The 17,929-nt window shown below is 34.1% G+C and carries 16 protein-coding genes; all 16 read right to left on the bottom strand.

Annotation, left to right across the window (positions count from 1 at the left end; genetic code table 11):
• Positions 1–82: 82 nt before the first annotated feature.
• Positions 83–1,126 (bottom strand): acyltransferase, encoded by a 1,044-nt coding sequence (locus KV40_RS02410; protein WP_081942726.1) that lies wholly within the window; start codon positions 1,124–1,126, stop codon positions 83–85.
• A gap of 54 nt (positions 1,127–1,180) precedes the next feature.
• Complete coding sequence (locus KV40_RS02405; protein WP_036477645.1) at positions 1,181–1,831, bottom strand: GDSL-type esterase/lipase family protein; 651 nt, start codon at positions 1,829–1,831, stop codon at positions 1,181–1,183.
• 30 nt (positions 1,832–1,861) lie between these two features.
• Positions 1,862–3,001, bottom strand: coding sequence for a glycosyltransferase family 1 protein (locus tag KV40_RS02400; RefSeq protein WP_036477643.1), 1,140 nt, complete (start codon positions 2,999–3,001; stop codon positions 1,862–1,864).
• On the bottom strand, positions 2,989–4,221 hold the full coding sequence (locus tag KV40_RS02395) for a glycosyltransferase family 4 protein (RefSeq protein ID WP_036477642.1): 1,233 nt from the start codon (positions 4,219–4,221) through the stop codon (positions 2,989–2,991). The genes KV40_RS02400 and KV40_RS02395 overlap by 13 nt, the downstream gene beginning before the upstream one ends.
• A gap of 141 nt (positions 4,222–4,362) precedes the next feature.
• The gene (locus tag KV40_RS02390) at positions 4,363–5,490 is read right to left on the bottom strand and encodes a glycosyltransferase family 1 protein (protein WP_036477640.1); all 1,128 of its coding nucleotides are present in this window, start codon (positions 5,488–5,490) and stop codon (positions 4,363–4,365) included.
• 98 nt (positions 5,491–5,588) lie between these two features.
• A complete protein-coding gene (locus KV40_RS02385; protein ID WP_156113914.1) occupies positions 5,589–6,758 on the bottom strand; it encodes a glycosyltransferase family 4 protein in 1,170 nt (389 codons plus the stop codon).
• Positions 6,740–7,792, bottom strand: coding sequence for an acyltransferase (locus tag KV40_RS02380; RefSeq protein WP_172657215.1), 1,053 nt, complete (start codon positions 7,790–7,792; stop codon positions 6,740–6,742). Before KV40_RS02380 ends, KV40_RS02385 begins: the two co-directional genes overlap by 19 nt.
• Positions 7,793–8,043: 251 nt before the next feature.
• Positions 8,044–8,802: a hypothetical protein gene (locus KV40_RS02375; protein ID WP_036477634.1), complete on the bottom strand. Its 759-nt coding sequence runs from the start codon at positions 8,800–8,802 to the stop codon at positions 8,044–8,046.
• A 62-nt stretch (positions 8,803–8,864) separates the two neighbouring features.
• On the bottom strand, positions 8,865–9,863 hold the full coding sequence (locus KV40_RS02370; RefSeq protein WP_072013757.1) for a hypothetical protein: 999 nt from the start codon (positions 9,861–9,863) through the stop codon (positions 8,865–8,867).
• A 50-nt stretch (positions 9,864–9,913) separates the two neighbouring features.
• Positions 9,914–11,182 carry a glycosyltransferase family 4 protein gene (locus KV40_RS02365; RefSeq protein ID WP_216595500.1) on the bottom strand — a complete coding sequence of 423 codons (1,269 nt, stop codon included), beginning with the start codon at positions 11,180–11,182 and terminating at the stop codon, positions 9,914–9,916.
• 63 nt (positions 11,183–11,245) lie between these two features.
• The gene (locus KV40_RS02360; RefSeq protein ID WP_036477631.1) at positions 11,246–12,487 is read right to left on the bottom strand and encodes a glycosyltransferase family 4 protein; all 1,242 of its coding nucleotides are present in this window, start codon (positions 12,485–12,487) and stop codon (positions 11,246–11,248) included.
• A gap of 3 nt (positions 12,488–12,490) precedes the next feature.
• Entirely contained in the window at positions 12,491–13,579 is a 1,089-nt protein-coding gene (locus KV40_RS02355) for an acyltransferase (RefSeq protein ID WP_036477628.1), read from the bottom strand.
• Positions 13,580–13,611: 32 nt separating this feature from the next.
• A complete protein-coding gene (locus KV40_RS02350; RefSeq protein ID WP_216595499.1) occupies positions 13,612–14,700 on the bottom strand; it encodes an NAD(P)-dependent oxidoreductase in 1,089 nt (362 codons plus the stop codon).
• A 14-nt stretch (positions 14,701–14,714) separates the two neighbouring features.
• Positions 14,715–16,355, bottom strand: a complete 1,641-nt coding sequence (locus KV40_RS02345) for a GMC oxidoreductase (protein ID WP_036477625.1) — start codon at positions 16,353–16,355, stop codon at positions 14,715–14,717.
• 191 nt (positions 16,356–16,546) lie between these two features.
• Positions 16,547–16,867: a hypothetical protein gene (locus KV40_RS34555; RefSeq protein ID WP_156113913.1), complete on the bottom strand. Its 321-nt coding sequence runs from the start codon at positions 16,865–16,867 to the stop codon at positions 16,547–16,549.
• Positions 16,815–17,921 (bottom strand): glycosyltransferase, encoded by a 1,107-nt coding sequence (locus KV40_RS02340; RefSeq protein WP_172657214.1) that lies wholly within the window; start codon positions 17,919–17,921, stop codon positions 16,815–16,817. Before KV40_RS02340 ends, KV40_RS34555 begins: the two co-directional genes overlap by 53 nt.
• Between the last annotated feature and the right edge of the window lie 8 nt (positions 17,922–17,929).

Below are 17,929 nucleotides of genomic sequence, written 5' to 3'. Positions count from 1 at the left end.
AATCCTATGATAAAAAAAAATAATTTCTTATTTATAGTCATACTTTTAAAAACCGCTATTTTTTATAAAAATTTAATTTATACTACAAAATTAAAACTCGTTTTAGATAAGGAACGGTTTTGATTATAAAACTTAGAAACCAAGATAACAAAAATATTAGCAAAAAATAGATTGCTACAAACAAGCTCGAATTTTGAAAGTATAAAAATATAAAATCTAACATAAAACCGTGAATCAAATAAATTCCTAAAGAATAATCCGATATTACTTTAATAATTTGTGGAGTTTTACTTGGTTTATAATTTAATTTTAAAAACCCATAAACCAAACTCATAGCCAAAAAAACTATTGATAATCTTCCATACGGAGAATAGTGAAAAGACAAGAAAAAATCATTTTCAGTTATAATAAAAATTCCTTCGATAACAGAGAAAAAAATATATAGTAGAAAAAAACACAATATTTTATTAAAATAATTACATCCAAATTTATAATCCCAATAAAGAGTTTTTACCAAAGGTATATATATTAAAAAAGGAAGCAAACTTTCTCTCAATATTTGAAAACGATCGGGAAAAAAGGGAGTTGACATATTTACTATAATTCCAATAAACAAAAAAAATAAAGCTTTTTTATAAGAATTAATATAAGGTTTGACTAAAAAATAGATCCAAATTAATGCTATTAAAAAAACTAAAAAATAGATTCCATGAACTTTTAAAGGCCAGTTAAGTCCGTTTACTAAAAAACCATATAAACCATAGTTGACTTGTGAAATATTAACTTTGTCAGGCAAGATAAAAAAAAATTTTTGAACAGTATACAAACATAAAGGTATTAACCAGCCCCAGAGAAAATAAATTTTTCCTATTCTCAGACTTTTATTAAATACATATTTATAGCCAAATCCTTTGAGTTCGGTCAAAAAAAGAGATATAATAATGAATATTGGTACGGCAGAAGCAAATAAAAATACATGCATTACTTTGCCAAGAATAAAATTCATTGGTATTGGAGAGCAGTGAAAAGCGACTACAAAAATGCAAGCAATCGACCTAAGATAGTCAAATCCGTAAATTTTGCTCTCGACTTTCATTTTTGTTTTTGATATTTTTATATCTGACATACATTTATTAAAATTAAAAAAGCTTGTTTCGTTTTTGTATAGCTTCTATTTATTTTAGCTAAGACATAATTTTTTAATTTCATCAAGCCAAATTTGGTATGCTGCATTTGAAAAATGTACTCCATCAATAGTAAATTTTTCTAGAAGATAACCTGATGGGGCGATATACTGATTGAGATCGATAATATGTATATTTTTTATTTTAGCTAAACGCTTAATACCATAATTAATTTGATTTATTTTTTTATTTATAGTGTTATCTTGTTGCAATGGTACTAAAGTAATAATAGGAATAGTTTTTCGGTCAAACTTTTTTAACAAAGCTTTATAGTTTTGAATAGTTTGATCGACTTTAATTTCATTTGAAATGCTATCGTTAGTGCCAGCCATAATAAAGACATAATTAGGTGAATATCCTAATGCTTGTTCTACTAATAATGTAATTTGGTTTGTGGTGTAGTTATTGACTGCAATATTTTTAGAAATAAAAGGATTTCCTTCTAGTTTTAAACTCCAGTTTCCCCCATTTTTTGTGATACTGTCACCTACGAAAACATATTTTAAAGTAAATATTTTTGAAGAACTATCGGTAATTTTTTCAAAATATGCAAATCTAAAATTTTCACTTAAAATAAATACTACTAATATAGGTAAAGAAAAGATTAAATATATGAATGTTATTAAAATCAATACCCTTCTAAGCATTTTCGGTTTATTTATTATAAAAATAATATATTATATTTTTGTGCCTAAAATTTGCGAATAAAATTGCAGGCATTGATGAGCTATGGTAGATTTAGAAAATTCAAATCCACTATACTTATCGTTTGGTTGCTTTAAAGCTCGAACAATCGCAGAAGACAAATTATTTGAACTATCTGTTTTATTTTCCTCTAAATCAAAAAAATTACATTTTGTGTCGCATATTTCGCGAAATATAGGTATATTTGAACAAACGACTTTACAGGAGAAATATAATGCTTCAGCTAGAGGCAAGCAAAATCCCTCGGTTGATGAAGAAATTACAAAAACTTCACAATTTTGATAAAGCCAGCAGAGTTGTGCATCGTCAATTGATGAAAGTAAAATTACTTTTTTGGCAATAGATAATTGAGCGATTAGCTCCTTAAATTTGTTTGTTTCCGGTCCAAAACTGCCAACTATTACTAACTTAGTTGAATTTAATATTTTTTGTTCGTTAATTAATACTGAATACGTCCGAATCAACAAATCTATATTTTTGTTTCGGCGATGTTGACCAACACATAATATAAATTGGTCAGATTTTTCAAGGTCAATATTTTTGGGAATACTTGGTGTGACTTTACTAAAATCAACGTAGTTGTAAATTACAGTAGTTGTTTTTTCTGAACTGCGATCTGGAAAATATCGATATAAATTCTTTAATGTAATTTGCGAAACGCAACTTAAACCATCACTATTTTTAATACATTGTTTTAAAAACGAACGATTAAGCAATACCTTAGGATAGCCAAAATTTTCAGGACATTCATAAGGATAAAAATCATGAATAGTACTAACAACAGGAGCATAAAATAAAGATCTAAAAAAAGGAATTGGAAATGACAAATGAATGATATCTGGATTAATTTTATTGGTTAACTTAGATAATCCCCATAAAAACCAAATATTTCTTGTTACAGAATTATTTTTAATAGTAATGGGAATTAAATTTATTTTTGGAGAATCTAGTACAAAAGCTGTTTTAAAATAATCTAGTTGCCATACTCCTATTACTAAAGTTATTTTATCTACTTGACTGGTAATTGCAAGACATTTTGCTAAATTGACAGCGTGTCTGCAAACTCCTGTTGGTTTAGTTGGTCTATGTAAAGCAGCAATTAGAATGTGCATTTAATAACTTCTTGATAAGTCTGAAATAATTGTTTGCCTTTAGCTTCCCAGCTATATAATTCTATGACCCGTTGCTGACTCAATCGCCCCATTTTTATAAGTAAGTTATGGTCATTTGCTAATATGCTCATTTTTGCAGCCATACTGGTAATAACTTGTTCTGGATTGCGAGCAGGAATTTTGAATCCAGTTTCTAAGGTAACTTGCTGTGCTGGTCCTCCTAAATCCAGACAAATAACTGGTCTTCCAGCTGCCATTGCTTCTAAACAAACACCTGCTCCTGAGTCATGAAGACTAGGGTGAATCAAAATAGAGCATCGTTCTAACTTATACAGTACTTCATCACGATCTAATAATCCCCAGAACTTAATACGCTTGCTAATTTCCAAATCTAAAGTTAGTTGTTGAAGTTTTGCGGTTTCTGGTCCATCGCCCAAAATCCAGTATTCGCTATCTAGCAAATTAGCTTTAGCAAAAGCTTTTAATCCCAGATGAATGCCTTTCCAGTGAAGCAAACGTGCAATACTGACAAACCTAACTGGTTTTCTGTTAGGTAGTGGATATTGAGCGAGTCGTTCAATTTCTGTTTGAGACAGACCAATAGCAGGAAAAATTTTGACTGATTTGGCTCCCATCTGGGAAACTCTTTTAGCGGTTTCTTCTGTGACAGCATATGCAACTGCACTTTGTTTGGCAGTTGCCTGAGTAAAAGGATCTTTTTGACCGATCCAACGAGTTAGAGAGCGAAAAGTTTCGTAAACTTTATTTTGAAGGCTGAAATCTTGCCAAAAAGCTATAGGATAAGTTTCCCCACCTCCCACTGGTCCCCAAATAAATGGTACTGGTAGCAGGGAAAGAAAACTAGGACTAGAATATTTAACAAAGGTTACATGATGTATTATATTAAAGCCAATTTCTCGATGAAGACGACGAGCTACAAAGTAGGCTTGAATTTGCCAAAGATAGTAATGAATTTGCATAGCACCCGCCTGCCCCCAGCGCAAACTATCTTGCCAGAAAGGTAGAGTAAAATAAACAAATTTTAGATTCGGAATGGAGTGTCGAGCTAATTCAGCTTCAATTGCTGCTTTACTTTCATCTGGACGAGTTAGCACCCAAACCTGATGATACTTTGCAACTTGACAAACAATATTCCAGCCTACTCCACGTTCAGAGCCTTGATTGGGTTCGCAAGAGTAAGCAGATATAAGAATTTTCATCTCAGACATCACTTCAAGTTCAAATGGTAATTATTTGCTACAGCAGTTTATGCTGCTGCAATTTTTGAAAAATTTGGTTTTAGGTATTTTGTTCATTAATAATTGCTCTAATTGATAACTTAAGAATTTAAACTCTAAATATTATTTAATTTCACTTAAGTTTTCATAAATAGAAGTCATTTTTTTAGCTGTATTTAACCAAGTAAATAAACTAGCTCTAATTAAGCCTGAATCGATTAAACTTTGACGGTATAATAAATCGTATTTCAAGAAACAAATCGATTCGACAATTGCGTTAACATCTAAAGGACTTAGCAAAATAGCCGCATTAGCACCAACTTCTGGTAAAGAAGAAACGTTAGAAGTAATTACAGGAGTTCCACAAGCCATTGCTTCAAGGATTGTCAGACCAAAACCTTCATAGAGAGAAGGAGCTAGTAGTGTGTCGGCAGCATTGTATAATGCTATTAGCATTTTTTTATCTGGTTGTCCTAAAAAGTTTATTTGAGATTCGAGATGATGCTCGCAAATGTATTTTTTTTGTTCTACCGTAAAGTCACTGCCAACCTTCCATAAGCGAGCCAAAATGTCTCGCTCTCTCAATGTTTCCAAAACTTTTAAAATAGTCAAAATATTTTTGCGCTGATGAGTAGAACCTACATTCAGCAAACAAATTTCTTTTGGAGAATTAGAATATTGCTGTCGAAGTCGTTCGATGCTATCGCCAGATAAAACTCTAAATTGTGGATCTACTCCATTAGAAACTACAGTAATTTTTTGCGATTCTATATTTAACATTTTACTGACATCTTTAGCTGTATTTTCTGAAACAGCAATGATTCGATTTGCTACTTTCATTCCTCCTACTGAGTAACGCCAACTTGCCATGCTCAATGCTGGTAAACGAGATTGATCTTTAAGAATTTCAGGATATACAAACTGAACCAAATCGTGACAAGTAATTAATATTGGTTTTCCTGACTTTTTGAGCCAGTAAGCAATATGACCATCAGTGTGATCGATAATATGAAATAGATCGACATTCTGTTGGCAAACAACTTGAGGATAACGCCAAAAACGTTCGTAATATTTTTTTACGGGATTGCCAGAATGCCAAGAATTTTCTATTTTGTTACTCCAAGATTGAGGCGCAATTTCGATAAACTCCCAATTAGAGCGAATTTTTTTCAATTGTGATATCAAGTTGTCGGCATAAACATCCATACTTATGGCATTGCCTCTTTCTCTACGAACAAGCGCTATTCGCATTATAAAATTTTTAAAATTAAATATTTTATTATTTTGTTTACATATTTTTTTTCAAGCTAATAAAGTAAATTATTACTCTTCACTTGTTTGTCGGTTATTTAAAGTTTAGCATTTACAACATCTACTGCTTGAATAAAAGATTCGGTTGCATCTGTTGGAGTATGACTAACCATTATCTGTCGAGATTTTTGTCCCATAATTTTAATAAGATTAGGATTTTCTAAAAACTGAATCATGTATTTCACCAACTGCTGTGGTTGTTCTGGATTGAAAACAAAACCATTTTCACCTTCTACAATCATTTCTACAGCTTTTGCTCCTAGAGAACAGATAACGGGTTTACCGAAAGCCATTGATTCAGTAAGTACCATACCCCAAATATCTTCATAAGTTGGAAAAACAAAAATATCAGCCTGTTGGAAATAAACACCTAAATATTTGTATTCGACTTGACCAATCCATTTAACTTGTTGTTCTAAACCATTAGTAGAAACAAAAGATTCTAGCTCTTGACGTTGTTCTCCATCACCAACAATAAGAAGCGAATAGTCTCGATAATTTAACCTGTTCAAAGACAAACAAGCTTCTAAAAGTGTTTTTAAGTTTTTTCTGGGAACTATTTGTCCGACATAGAGAAAAATAGGACGCTTCAGCAAAGAATTTAGTCGTGGTTTTTCCTGTTCCGTATATTGGGTTAAAGCTTTGATACTTGGTACTAGAAAAGGACGAGAAAAAACTTGCTTTTTTTTAGCTTTTAATACTTCTAAAAAATACTTTTGTGCTGATTTTCCATTGACTACAAAAGCATCTGCTAATTTTACCATGAATCGACGAGAGAACAAACGTAGGAAAGAATCACGATAGTCGATACCAGGTGAACCTCCTTCATAAATAATGATGACTTTCCAACTAAAGAAAAATTTCAAAACGATCGCTATTGCCGTCCAAATAGAAAAAGCATTGGCAAAAATTATTTGAGGTCGGAATTTTATTAAATGCCAAATAATTTCAGGAGAAGCTAAAGAAAAACCTATATTATATCCTTGACTAGTTTTGTTAATTTCAATAAATTTAGTTGTCCCAACCTCTTTAACAACAAAAGTATTTTCAAATCCTGCTGCATAACCAGGCCATTGCCCAGTATATACAATTGTTTTGGGCAACTCTCGGACAAATTCAGCAATGATGTGTTGAAACGAAATTCCTCCAGTTCCCATTGCAGGAAGTAACCATGCAATGCGTTTATTAACTATATGCGCGATTGACACTTGGTCACCTCCAAAACTTGTTTATGAAAAATGTTAGTCAGTCTTTTAACAAATAAAGCTAATAAAAATGAAATACTGACACAAATTATATATAGTGTAATATTTATGATAGTAAGTACCATTGTTGAACCGAAAGAATTGATAAATTGATGCAAAATATCAAAAACCATTGAATGAGCTAAATAAATTTCAAGACTATATTTACCACAAAATGATAGACAATTTTTCAAAGCGACAAAATTTTCATCAATCCATTTACATAAAGATGATAAAACTAAACATAGAGGAAAAGTAAAAAACATCAATGGATACCAAAAAAAACCATATCGCTCATTAATATTTTTTTGTACACAAAAATTAACCAAAAATAAAAACAAAAACCCAAAAAAGCAAATTAAAATTATTGTAAATGAATTTAATTTTAGGTATTTTAAACTACATTTTTTACGATGGAACAAAATTCCGATTATTACACCTAGAATAAAATCAGGTAAGCGAGTGAAAAAAATTAGTAATTGATATTTGTTTGTTATGATGGCAATTAAACAGAGCAACAATGGTAAACTTGTTGAAACAAGCAATATACTCCAAAAATTGACAATAAATTTTTTTTCAACAAGTTTTGTATTTAATAAATAAATAATTATAGGAAATAAAAAATAACATATAATAATTGAAGGTATAAACCAGTAATTGTAACTGCGCGAACTAAGGAAACCAATTCCTAATAAATCTGCTGTAAATCCTTTTAGCTTGAAGTCATTAAAATATGTAAGATGAACGAGTGCATGAATAAATAAAATAATCCAATACGCTGGTAAAATTCTAACAAGTCTTTTTTTGTAAAATTCTAAAATTTTAGGCTTTCTTTGAAACCATCCAAAAGCCAATCCAAAACCTGACAAAAGAAAAAATATATCTACTCCACTATAACCAATTGTTTTTAAATAATTGAACAAAAATAGTGGGAATATATTACCAAAATCCAGGTATTTTAAGTGATATAAAATAATCCATAGGATAGAAATACCCATGATTTCTGTTCGATAACGGCTAATGAAAGCTATTTGCATGCGGTTTTTTTACTTTAATTATTTAGTTTACTATTGCGATAATCACTCATTAGTTTAAATATCTAACATAAATATTTTAAAATTCAGCTACTTATAAAATTTTTTTTTGCTCTAGCGCTCGTTTAAAAAAATTGTCGTATCGCTCTATAAAAATTTGATTTTGACGAAAGTACTTAAATTGTCGTAAATGTGCAGAAAGCCAGTTAATCAGCTCAATTTTTTTTCGGTTTCATCCATAGCCAAGACATTCCATCGGTACGTAGTTCGCTCACAGTCCATTTGACTAAATAACGTTTTGGAAATCGTTCTGTTACAAAATTTCGGTAAGGAAGATCTTTGATAGAATGGTCATCTTTGAAATTAAATTTCTCAATTTCATGTGTTTTTTGAAAGCGAGACTCAAGCATTTTGGTGGTTCCTGGCTGCATTAATTCATGAAGCTCTATTAATATATAAGAGTATATAAGCTGTGGTATTCGTTCTATTTGTAAAAGCTCGGTTTCGTATCCTTCAACATCACAAATTACTACTGTTTTTGCTTGAGCAGGTAATATTGACATAAGATTAGAAAGATTAGATGTTTCGCATTTACCGTTTATGAATATACGGTCTTCAACTTTGTTCAAATTTGCCATTTCAGCAAGTAGAACACGTCCTTTATTTTCCATTTCAAACGCATAAACTTTACAATTATTTATACGTAAGGCAAGCCCAATTGCATAATAGCCCTCAGCAGCTCCTATATCGATAATATAGTCGAAGTCTGCCTCAATAATTTCTTCTATTACATGGTTCAATTCGCGCTCATAAATACCGAGAAGTTTGGGGCTAAAAGCACTTCCTACAGCATGTTTGACATACGTCATTCCTTTAAATGGCCCAGCAATTACTTTGTTTTGGGTTTGTTTTTGAACAAATTTCCCCAAAAAACTAGATAACTGAGATTTTATCGATTCGCGTATAATATTCATTTTTGCTACATAATCATTGTTTAATTAACACAAATGTACAAATTGCGTTTATATTTATCAATTTATCTTTGGTAAGGTAATAACCACTGAATTCCAGGAAAAAAAAGAACATATTCTAAAAAACTTTGAGCAAGGTTTGGATTTGAATTGTGCTTGTTTAAGTATTGATATAGCCACTGGTATTTATTATTCTTTTTGTTAAAGTTTTTTAGTCTTTTTAAAGTTTTGACCCAAGTTCGTTCTCTATACCATTCCTTTCTAGCTCGAAAAAGATGATCGTGAATACAAACAATTTCATCAAAACTATTTAATCTATTCGCTTTTGAAATAAGGTTATGAGAGTGAATTGGATAGTTATAGCTATTAGAAAAACACCATATACGATCTGTTTTAGCGCAAATGGTTGCTGACAAGGCTGACTGTTCGTAGTAGAAGTTTTTCTTGTCGATCTCTGAACCTTCTTCAAGAAGTTTGAGAAAAGTTTTTTCCCAAGCAGAAAAAATTCCAACACTTCTTCTAACAGCAACTACTCCAGAATTCCAAAAAGCTTTGATTTTCTTGCGATCGACTGTAGTAGTAATAAAAGTTTCTTTGTTTTTAACTCCTGCTAGTCTATAGAGATGTTGCCAATATTCATCGTTAGGATCGTCTTTGCCTTCAGAACCAATCATCTTTTCATGTTCTGGGCGAATTCCTACATCATATTCCGCAGGAAGCAAAAATTCCTTTGGTTCGCTAAAAAATACTAAGTCGCTATCTAAAAAGACAATTACTTCGGCATCAATGTTTTGTTCGGCATAAGCACAGAGCAAAGGTTTATTTGCTAATGGATAATTAGGATACTTGTAATTGAGGACGACTTTTTTATGTTTCACTCCAAAAGTCTTTAGAGCTTTTAAAGTTTCGGTAGATACATCGTTGTTATCTCTAACTTGAAAACTATAAATAGGTAGTTTGTTTAAATTGCCAGCAAAACGACGAAAACTCTCAACCATCAACAATGATTCTCTTTCTAGTTGTCCGCCTTCCGTGCACATTATTAAAACGATTGGTAGTGTCATTTATTTACTCGCAAAAAATAACAGCAAGACTTAGCGTATTACACACTAATCTACATTTGTTCAAACTTAAGATTTTCAAAAATAATATTGGTATAATTTTCTGCTGAATTCATCTTGGCAAAAGCTTGCATTTTAGAGCTATCGCCAATTTGTTGAGGCAGCTTTTTCAGACATTTGGTTAATCCTTTAACAATTTCGTCAGAGACAGTAGAATCGATACTCAAACCAAGTTCGTATCTTCTTACCATTTCTCCCATCAGCCCATAGTTGGAACTTAGAACGGGTTTACCAGCAGCAGCAGCGAGCAATAAAATACCACTCATGCCTACGTGTCTTTGATAGGGAGCTAGAATTACATCGGCAATTTGAAAATAAGCAGAAACTTCCTCTGCGGGGACAAACTCGTAGTGTTCGATAACTTGAATGGATTTGACTTTACAAACTATTTCTAGCTTTAACTTAATTTCGGCACGCTCGGTGGCATTAGTTCCTCCAACTAAAAGCAGACATAATTTTTGACACAAATCTTCGGGTAACTGAGCAATAGCATCTAATAATTGATAGATTCCTTTACGACTATCTAAAGCTCCAAATAACAGAAAAACTTTTCTATCTGGCTCTATCGCTAAACTTTTTTTTAAATAACTGGCCAAATCAAAACTATTTAAATTATCAATTTCCACGGGATCTGGTAAATAAACAATGTTTGTTTGAGTAGAAAAGTGTTGTAAATGTTTAACTGCAAAAGGATCGAGGCAAAAAATATTTTTTAATTGTGGGTGTTGGAGAATTAGAGACAAAGTAATTCTTTCTCTAGTCTCTTGTAATTTAACTTTCCAAGAACTCTTGTAGCCAGGAAACTGACTATAGTGAAAGGTAGGACGAAAATATATTCCTGAAAAAGGACAGGGAGACAATTTTCCTGCTGCTAACGGTATCTCACAGGTATCCAAATACATAATTAAGCTGTGAGTTGTTTGAAGTAGTTTGGCATAATGACAAAATAAATCCCATTCTTTAAAGTTGCGAATTAGCCTATTCAAACCAGATTTTCTTGAATTTAAAGCGTTTGCTTCAGTTTCGGTTATAGTTATCAAACTAATTTTAGGATGCTTGTATATTGAGATAGTTTTTACTACTTCTTGATGAATTTCTAAAAACTTCGGTAAAACAACAAGGTCTAAACTGCCAAGCGAGTCATACTGGCACCAATAATCAATTAAATGTTTGATATAATTACCGTGATGACCTCCTATTGCCAGGTCGAAAAGCATTAATTTTCGCTCGCTACCATTAGCTATGTTGTTATTAATTTCCATTTTCTAAGCTAATTGAGCACTTGGGTAATATTTGTGTTTTATGCTTTAAATATTTAAGCATATTTATTTATTTTTAGATAGTATTTCATCATACAAAGACAGATATCGGTCGGCTTGTGTCGACCAAGGAAACGCTCGTTCTGCTTTTTGACGGGCGCGAGTGCATAGTTGTAAATAACGCTGAGAATCTTCTAATATCCAGGTAATTCCTCTGGCTAAATCTTGAATTTCAAAAGGGACTGCTAGATAACCGTCCTGTTGGTGTTTGACAATATCTAATATCCCCGTAGTATTAAAAGCAACTACTGGACTACCACAGGCAAGAGATTCAGAAGCAATTTGTCCGAATGCTTCTTGTGTGGAAGGAATAACCGTAACATCTACGGCAGAATAAGCAACAGCTAGAGAGAGATCGTCATAAAATTGTCCGAGACAATGAACTTTAAATCCTAGATTAGAAAAGTGGTTAATATTAGCTGAGCCTACTACAACTAGCTCGATTTTATCTTGCCAGACAGATTGACTGAGAGACTGCAAAGCTGCTTCGAGAAGAGGAAATCCTTTTCTTAAATCGCTAGTTCCAGTTACCGCACTAAACAAGACTAACTTTTTGTCTAAAGGTAAATGCAAAATCGTCCTTGCTATAGACTTGTCAATTGGCTGATACTTCTTAAGATCTAGTCCATGAGGAATTACTGTTACTGGTTTATTTTTAAATAAAGAACTATTACGCGCGCATTCACCTAACCACTGACTGGGACTGACGATAGTTAGATTTAACTTATACCAAGCTTTCTCTTTGCGTAGTTTGGTCCAAAAAGATAAATCTTGCTTTTGGTTACTTTTTAAATGAGGACAGCTACCACAAGTATGTTGGTAGTTGTCACAATCTCCCGCATAATGACATCCACCTGTAAATGCCCACATATCGTGTAACGTCCAGACTATGGGTTTATTAAATTTTGCCAAAGTTTCTATTTGCAAAAAGCCATTGCAAACCCAATGTAAATTAATAATGTCTGGATTAATTGATTTAACTTTTTTAGATAGTATATCGGGAAACCACTGCACAGAAAACATAGCCCGATCGCGTTGTGGATAAAAACGGAGCGGCCAACTAGTAGTTGGAGGACCTAATTTTGTCAAAAGGCTTTTTTCGGCAATTACTTCTCGATCGGAACTAAATTTTGCTCTTACCAACATTTGAGAATCGCTTTTTTTAGACAATAAAGCCTGATGCAGTCGATAACTAGCGCGAGCAGCACCGCCTTCAATATCTGAAGTACTGAGATGCAAAATTTTCATAAATCAATAACTATATAATAATTGAGATAGCTTCTTAGATCGCATCAGTAAATTGGTAACTATCCAGCTAATTGTGAAAATTAAGATAGAAACAATCAACAGAGTTAATGTATTTATTTGCGCTCCGTAATTAGGAAAAAATCTAACAGCAATTGACTGAAATGTCTCTACGAAAAACAAATGAATAAAATAAATTCCAAAAGAACACTTTCCTAAACTAGCAAGCAAGTAACTTTCTTGTAAAACTCGAGAAACTGCGATCGCAGCCAATAAAGCCGTGTAGCCTCGAAAAAGTTCCTCAAGAGCAGAAGGCAGCAAAAATTGACCAAAAGCATTACAAGTAATAAATGCTATCAACCAAATAGCAAAACTTTGCTCTATAAGTTTGTTGCTAAACTTTTGATTATCTGGATGGTTTATAAGAGCAGCAACCGTCGCATATGGTAAACAGCGAATCATAAAAGCTATTGCGACAAAAAATACTCTAATGATTGGAGATAAACTTTCCGAAGGTAAAATATATTTCAACCAATACTTGAAGGCAATATTTTCTCCGTTTATAAAAGCATTATTAGATGACAAAACTACCTGATATAGTATCAGACTAGCTAAAGATAACCAAACTATTGTTTTTGTAGAAGTTTTGTTACGAATGAAGTATTCTATTAATTTGAGAGTAAATGTTCCTGTTGCAAGTAAAGGTAAAAAATACAAATGAAAAGCCGCTCCCCCGAAAAAAAACAATCCTACGGGATCGCTAAATAAATTTATAATTCTGTCAGATTCTCCTGCAGCAAAATATTTAGCAGTTTTATAAACTAGATAAAAAATTGACCAACAAATATAAGGGATTAAAAGACGATAGAGCCGTGAACTAAATTTATATTTATTGTTAAAGTAATAAAGCTTTCTAGTTGATAAATAGAAAGCAGTAGCCAAAAAAAAAGGAACTGCAAAAAAAGAAAATTTGACTACCCATGACCAAGCAGTAGGTAAAATATCAACTCCTTCATCAGTATGTAAAATAATTACTGCAAAAACTGCTAACCCTCGAAATAAATCTATCCCTAAGAGTTTCTTGAATTTATTCATTTTTTTATTTGTAGTTTTTATTTAGAGTGTGGTTACTTTAAATAATTATTTAAAATCAACCAATCAATAGAATGACGACAACCATTTTGAAAAGAAACAGTTGGTTTATAACCTAAAATTTTTTCTGCTTTTTTCCAAGGAAGTTTGTACTGAGACTGTTGTAATAATGCCATTTCTTTTGTCACAACAGTTTGCGGCTTTGATGATTGTGTTTGAGGGTTGAAATTTAGAAATAAGCTTTTCTTAAGAATTCTTTTTTTTATTGTTTGCTTTAATTTATCAGAAATAAGCGATAGTAATTTTTGCGTTAATTCTAAATTCCATATATTCGTTTTAAGTTTTTGCTTCCAACTTGGAATGGAAAATTCAGGCACATCAACATTAGAAACTTTAAGAGGCTCGATTCCCAGGGCTTCAGCAAAAGGACGGTAAAATTCTAACCAAGTAACTGTTTCCTTATCCCCAACAAAAAAAGCTTGCTTATCGGCTTCTTTTACATAAATTGCAAGGCGAATTGCTTCTACTAAATTATCAACATAAACTGTATTACAAATGCCTTTTCCTTCATCGACCAAATAGGCAGTCCCCTGTAAAAGTTGTTCGGCTAGTTCCCTTACCCAACGCGATCGCGGCCCAAAAACAATACCAGGTCTGAAAATGACCACTTCTACAGAACCTCGTGCTCTTAGTTTCATCAGCCTTCTTTCCGCCTCTACTTTGGCAGCGTTATAAGGAAAAGGTTGCTCTTTACTTAGAGGACTTTTTTCTGTTGTTCCTGGAGGTGGACATTGGCTATGAACGCACATCGAACTTAGATAAATCAGGCGGCGCACACCAGCTTTTTGTGCGGCATGATAGGCAGTTGTCACACTAGCGCGAATCAATCCAGAACTACCAAGAATTGAATGAATTATAACTTCACAGCCTTGAAATGCTGTTTCTAAAGCACCTCGATCTAAGGCATTTGCAATACGACAATCTAAACTACAATAAGGCGAGTGAGACATTGCTTCTACCGTGCGAAAAATTGGACAGATTTCTATTGTTCTGTCTCGATCTAAAATCTCCACTATTCGATTGCCAATGAATCCATTTGCGCCGACTACACCAATTTTGATCATTTTATTTATGATTATTAAGTCATTAAAATTTTAATTTTCTCTGCCAGTCGAATTGCTAGAGCGATTATTGTCAAAGTAGGATTGGCATAACCCGATGTTGGAAAAACAGAACTACCAGCAATAAACAGGTTGGTCATGCCATGAACTCGGCAGTCAGCATCTACAACTCCCTTTTGCGGATTATCGTGCATCCGAGTCGTTCCCATATGATGATACATGGCAGGTTGTTCAAAGTTTAGTTTTCCTTGACTCGTCGAAAGCTTAAAATCTCCCAATTTGGCTTTAGCAAATTCTTCTACCCAAATTTCTCGAACTCGCTCGACCGTGCGCAAATCTATATCATTCAACCGCCAATGAATTTCTGCTTTGTTTTGCCCTAAAAAATCGCGATCGCTGGTAAGAACAACGCGATTATTAGGATTTGGTGCTTGTTCGATCTGATAAATTACCTCAAACATCGAAAATCGTTGCTTCTCATATGGTAGATAAGACCAGTCTCCTCGACGCAAACCAGGTAGCTGCCGTATCGCACTCCAAAAGGCAGCGGCGGCAATGTAATCGCCCCCACGAATGACTGTAATTAGACTCTTGAGAATATCTTGGGATAATTCAGCACGACCCATGGACTTTAGCAGAGACCTGAGAGCCTGGGTCGATGCTTTTTGTCGAGGTTGAGGTCTGGGAAATAACTGCGCGCCGTTGTTGAGCAGTTGTTCGCGGCGCATGATCTCATCTGTCAGTCTGACCCTTGCCATTACAGGGACACCCTTTACGGAAACAACGTCGTATAACCCCGTCCTATCGAAGAGTTTGCGACTGTAAGGAATCAGCATCCCACAACTCACGATTGGCCGTTCCATAAAATAGCGACCTACCAAATCATGTTGATTGCCCAGCCCTGCTTGTTGTCTTTGACTGGAGAGCAATAGCAATCGGGCATTTTCAATGCCACCGGTTGCTAGGATAAACACCTTAGCTGAGAGCCAAAACTGTTTACCCCCTATGCAGGCTGCTCGCAGACGAGTAACCGTATGAGCTGCTTCATCAGTTTCAATTTCGATAACTGTGGCATGAAGCAAAGTCATAATATTTTCAGTTCGTCCAATCTCCTCTCGATACTCTTGGGTGAAGGGGTTACGAGAGGCATACTGGCTCATAGTAGTCATTAAGCGATCGCTATTAAGAGGCAAACGACGTCCGGCAGACCCCTCCCAATCTTCAACGCGGTAAGTAAATGGGCCAAGCTGACAGACTTGATGGGCACGCTGGTAAAATGAATCGAGGTGAGACTTGGTGAACGGCCAACCGCTGTAAGGTAGCCAATCCCGCTGTTCAAAATCAATCTCGTCTAAAGGAATACACCGCCAGCCAAATTTTTTGTAGCCAACGGGCGCTTCCCAAGCATGGGAAGTGCCGCCAAACTGACGACGACGACCTTTCTTTAAATCGGGATATCGATCGCCGATTATCTTTCCCTCACACAGAGATTGGGTATCAGGAGCTGATTCCATTCCACCACTTTCTACTAGACAAACCCGAACATTCTGATTGATGAATTCACGAGCTAGAGTAATTCCTGCTACTCCTGCTCCGACAATACAGATGTCTGCTTCGATAATTTTGTCTAGAGAGAGCGATCGCGCATCAATAATCATCGGTAACGACCCTTCACTTTAAAACCTTTCCAACGAAGTCGATCCATAATCTTAAATGTAGTTGCTTCCTCTGTTTTAACTTCTGAGTAAACTCTCTCTCTGGAAAAGATAAAAAGCCATTTTCTATAGACTTTATGGCTTTTCGTATAACTTTCATTCGCCACACACACAATTATTATTTATTTCTATTTCTATGAAACTAATCGATTGAAACCTATGTCAACAGCGAGAATATTATCACTGGTTGCAAAAATTTTGTAATTTTTTCTTAACTTAATCACTAATTTAAAGGTTTCCCAATATGTGAGATTTTTATACTCTGTCAGAATCATTAAAGGATGATTAATTAAGAGATCCAGTTGTTTAATAATTTGGTAATCATACCCTTCTACTATTTTTTCATAATTTACTGCTATTATTATAAATTTTTGATAAAAAACAGCTTTATTATTGATGAATTTAACAGTCTCTTGCAGCAGTGAAGATTTTCTTAAAGCGATGGTCGATCCCATCGATCTTTTTGGCTAAAAACCGCTGTATAAATAAAGATTGTTGATTCAAATAAGAAGCTGAACACCAGTCTTCATAAGCAGGTAGCGCTACCTGTGTGATAAAGTCACGCCATCGCGCTGTGAGGCTTTTGATACTAGTTTCCTGGGCTCGTAATCGACCATTCTCAATCATTTCCTGACGCAAATTCGCGTCATCCCGAAGTCGTTTGAGAGCAGCTATAACTTCATCTGCAGAAGAAACTTCAATGTAATCCAGGTCGCTTTTACGTTCTGCCTGAAAGGCAGATTCACACCCTAGAATAGCAGGTACCCCTGAATGCCAAGCATTGAATAACTTGGTGGCAGGCTTTTGAAAATAGTCACGTTTTTCAAAGTCTCGAACAGCCAGCACGGCATCAATGTTGCTGTAATCATTCCAGTAATTGGGTTTTACGATACTCCACTTCAATCCAAGTTTCTCAAGCTGAGATTGCCAGGATAAGCTTTTAAGCTCTGGCGATAAATTTGAGATGGCACCGAAAAAGCCGATATTTTCAAATCGATCGGCTCTACTAGGGCTGCGAGGAATCATACCAGGTTGAGGCCAGTGAGGAATATAGTAGCTGTTAGAAAAAAATAGTGACTGTTGAGGATTTTGGACAACACGAAGTTGAGTGTAGGGATGAGGGTAAACTCCGTCAGCCAAAACACTTACAACTAACAACTTTGGAGATGGCTTAAAGTCGATGGGTATAGACTGCCAGTATGTAATAACAATACCTTTAGAGGGTAGAACTCCTGTAAGTTTGCAGGGAAAATCATTTATCTTGAGCCAAAGGTATGTTTGTAAAATCCAACTGTAGATAGTGCCAACGCAAGTCGGAACAATGCACACATTCTGAAGATAGGAACTGACATCCACTGCTTTCTTGAATTGCGGAATTTTATAACTAGGCCAATCTTCTAGAGGAATATAAAAGTAAACTGGTGGCATAAGTGTAGTAAAAGCTTTATCTATCTTGTGTGCTGGCGATCTTTTACTTTGTCTTGTTTCTTTAAGACGAGCGGTTAACAAAATAGCAA

It is taken from the genome of Myxosarcina sp. GI1 (genome assembly GCF_000756305.1).
Lineage (GTDB): Bacteria > Cyanobacteriota > Cyanobacteriia > Cyanobacteriales > Xenococcaceae > Myxosarcina.
The sequence above is the reverse complement of the archived record's forward strand: the minus strand, read 5'-3'. Positions and strand labels throughout refer to the sequence as shown.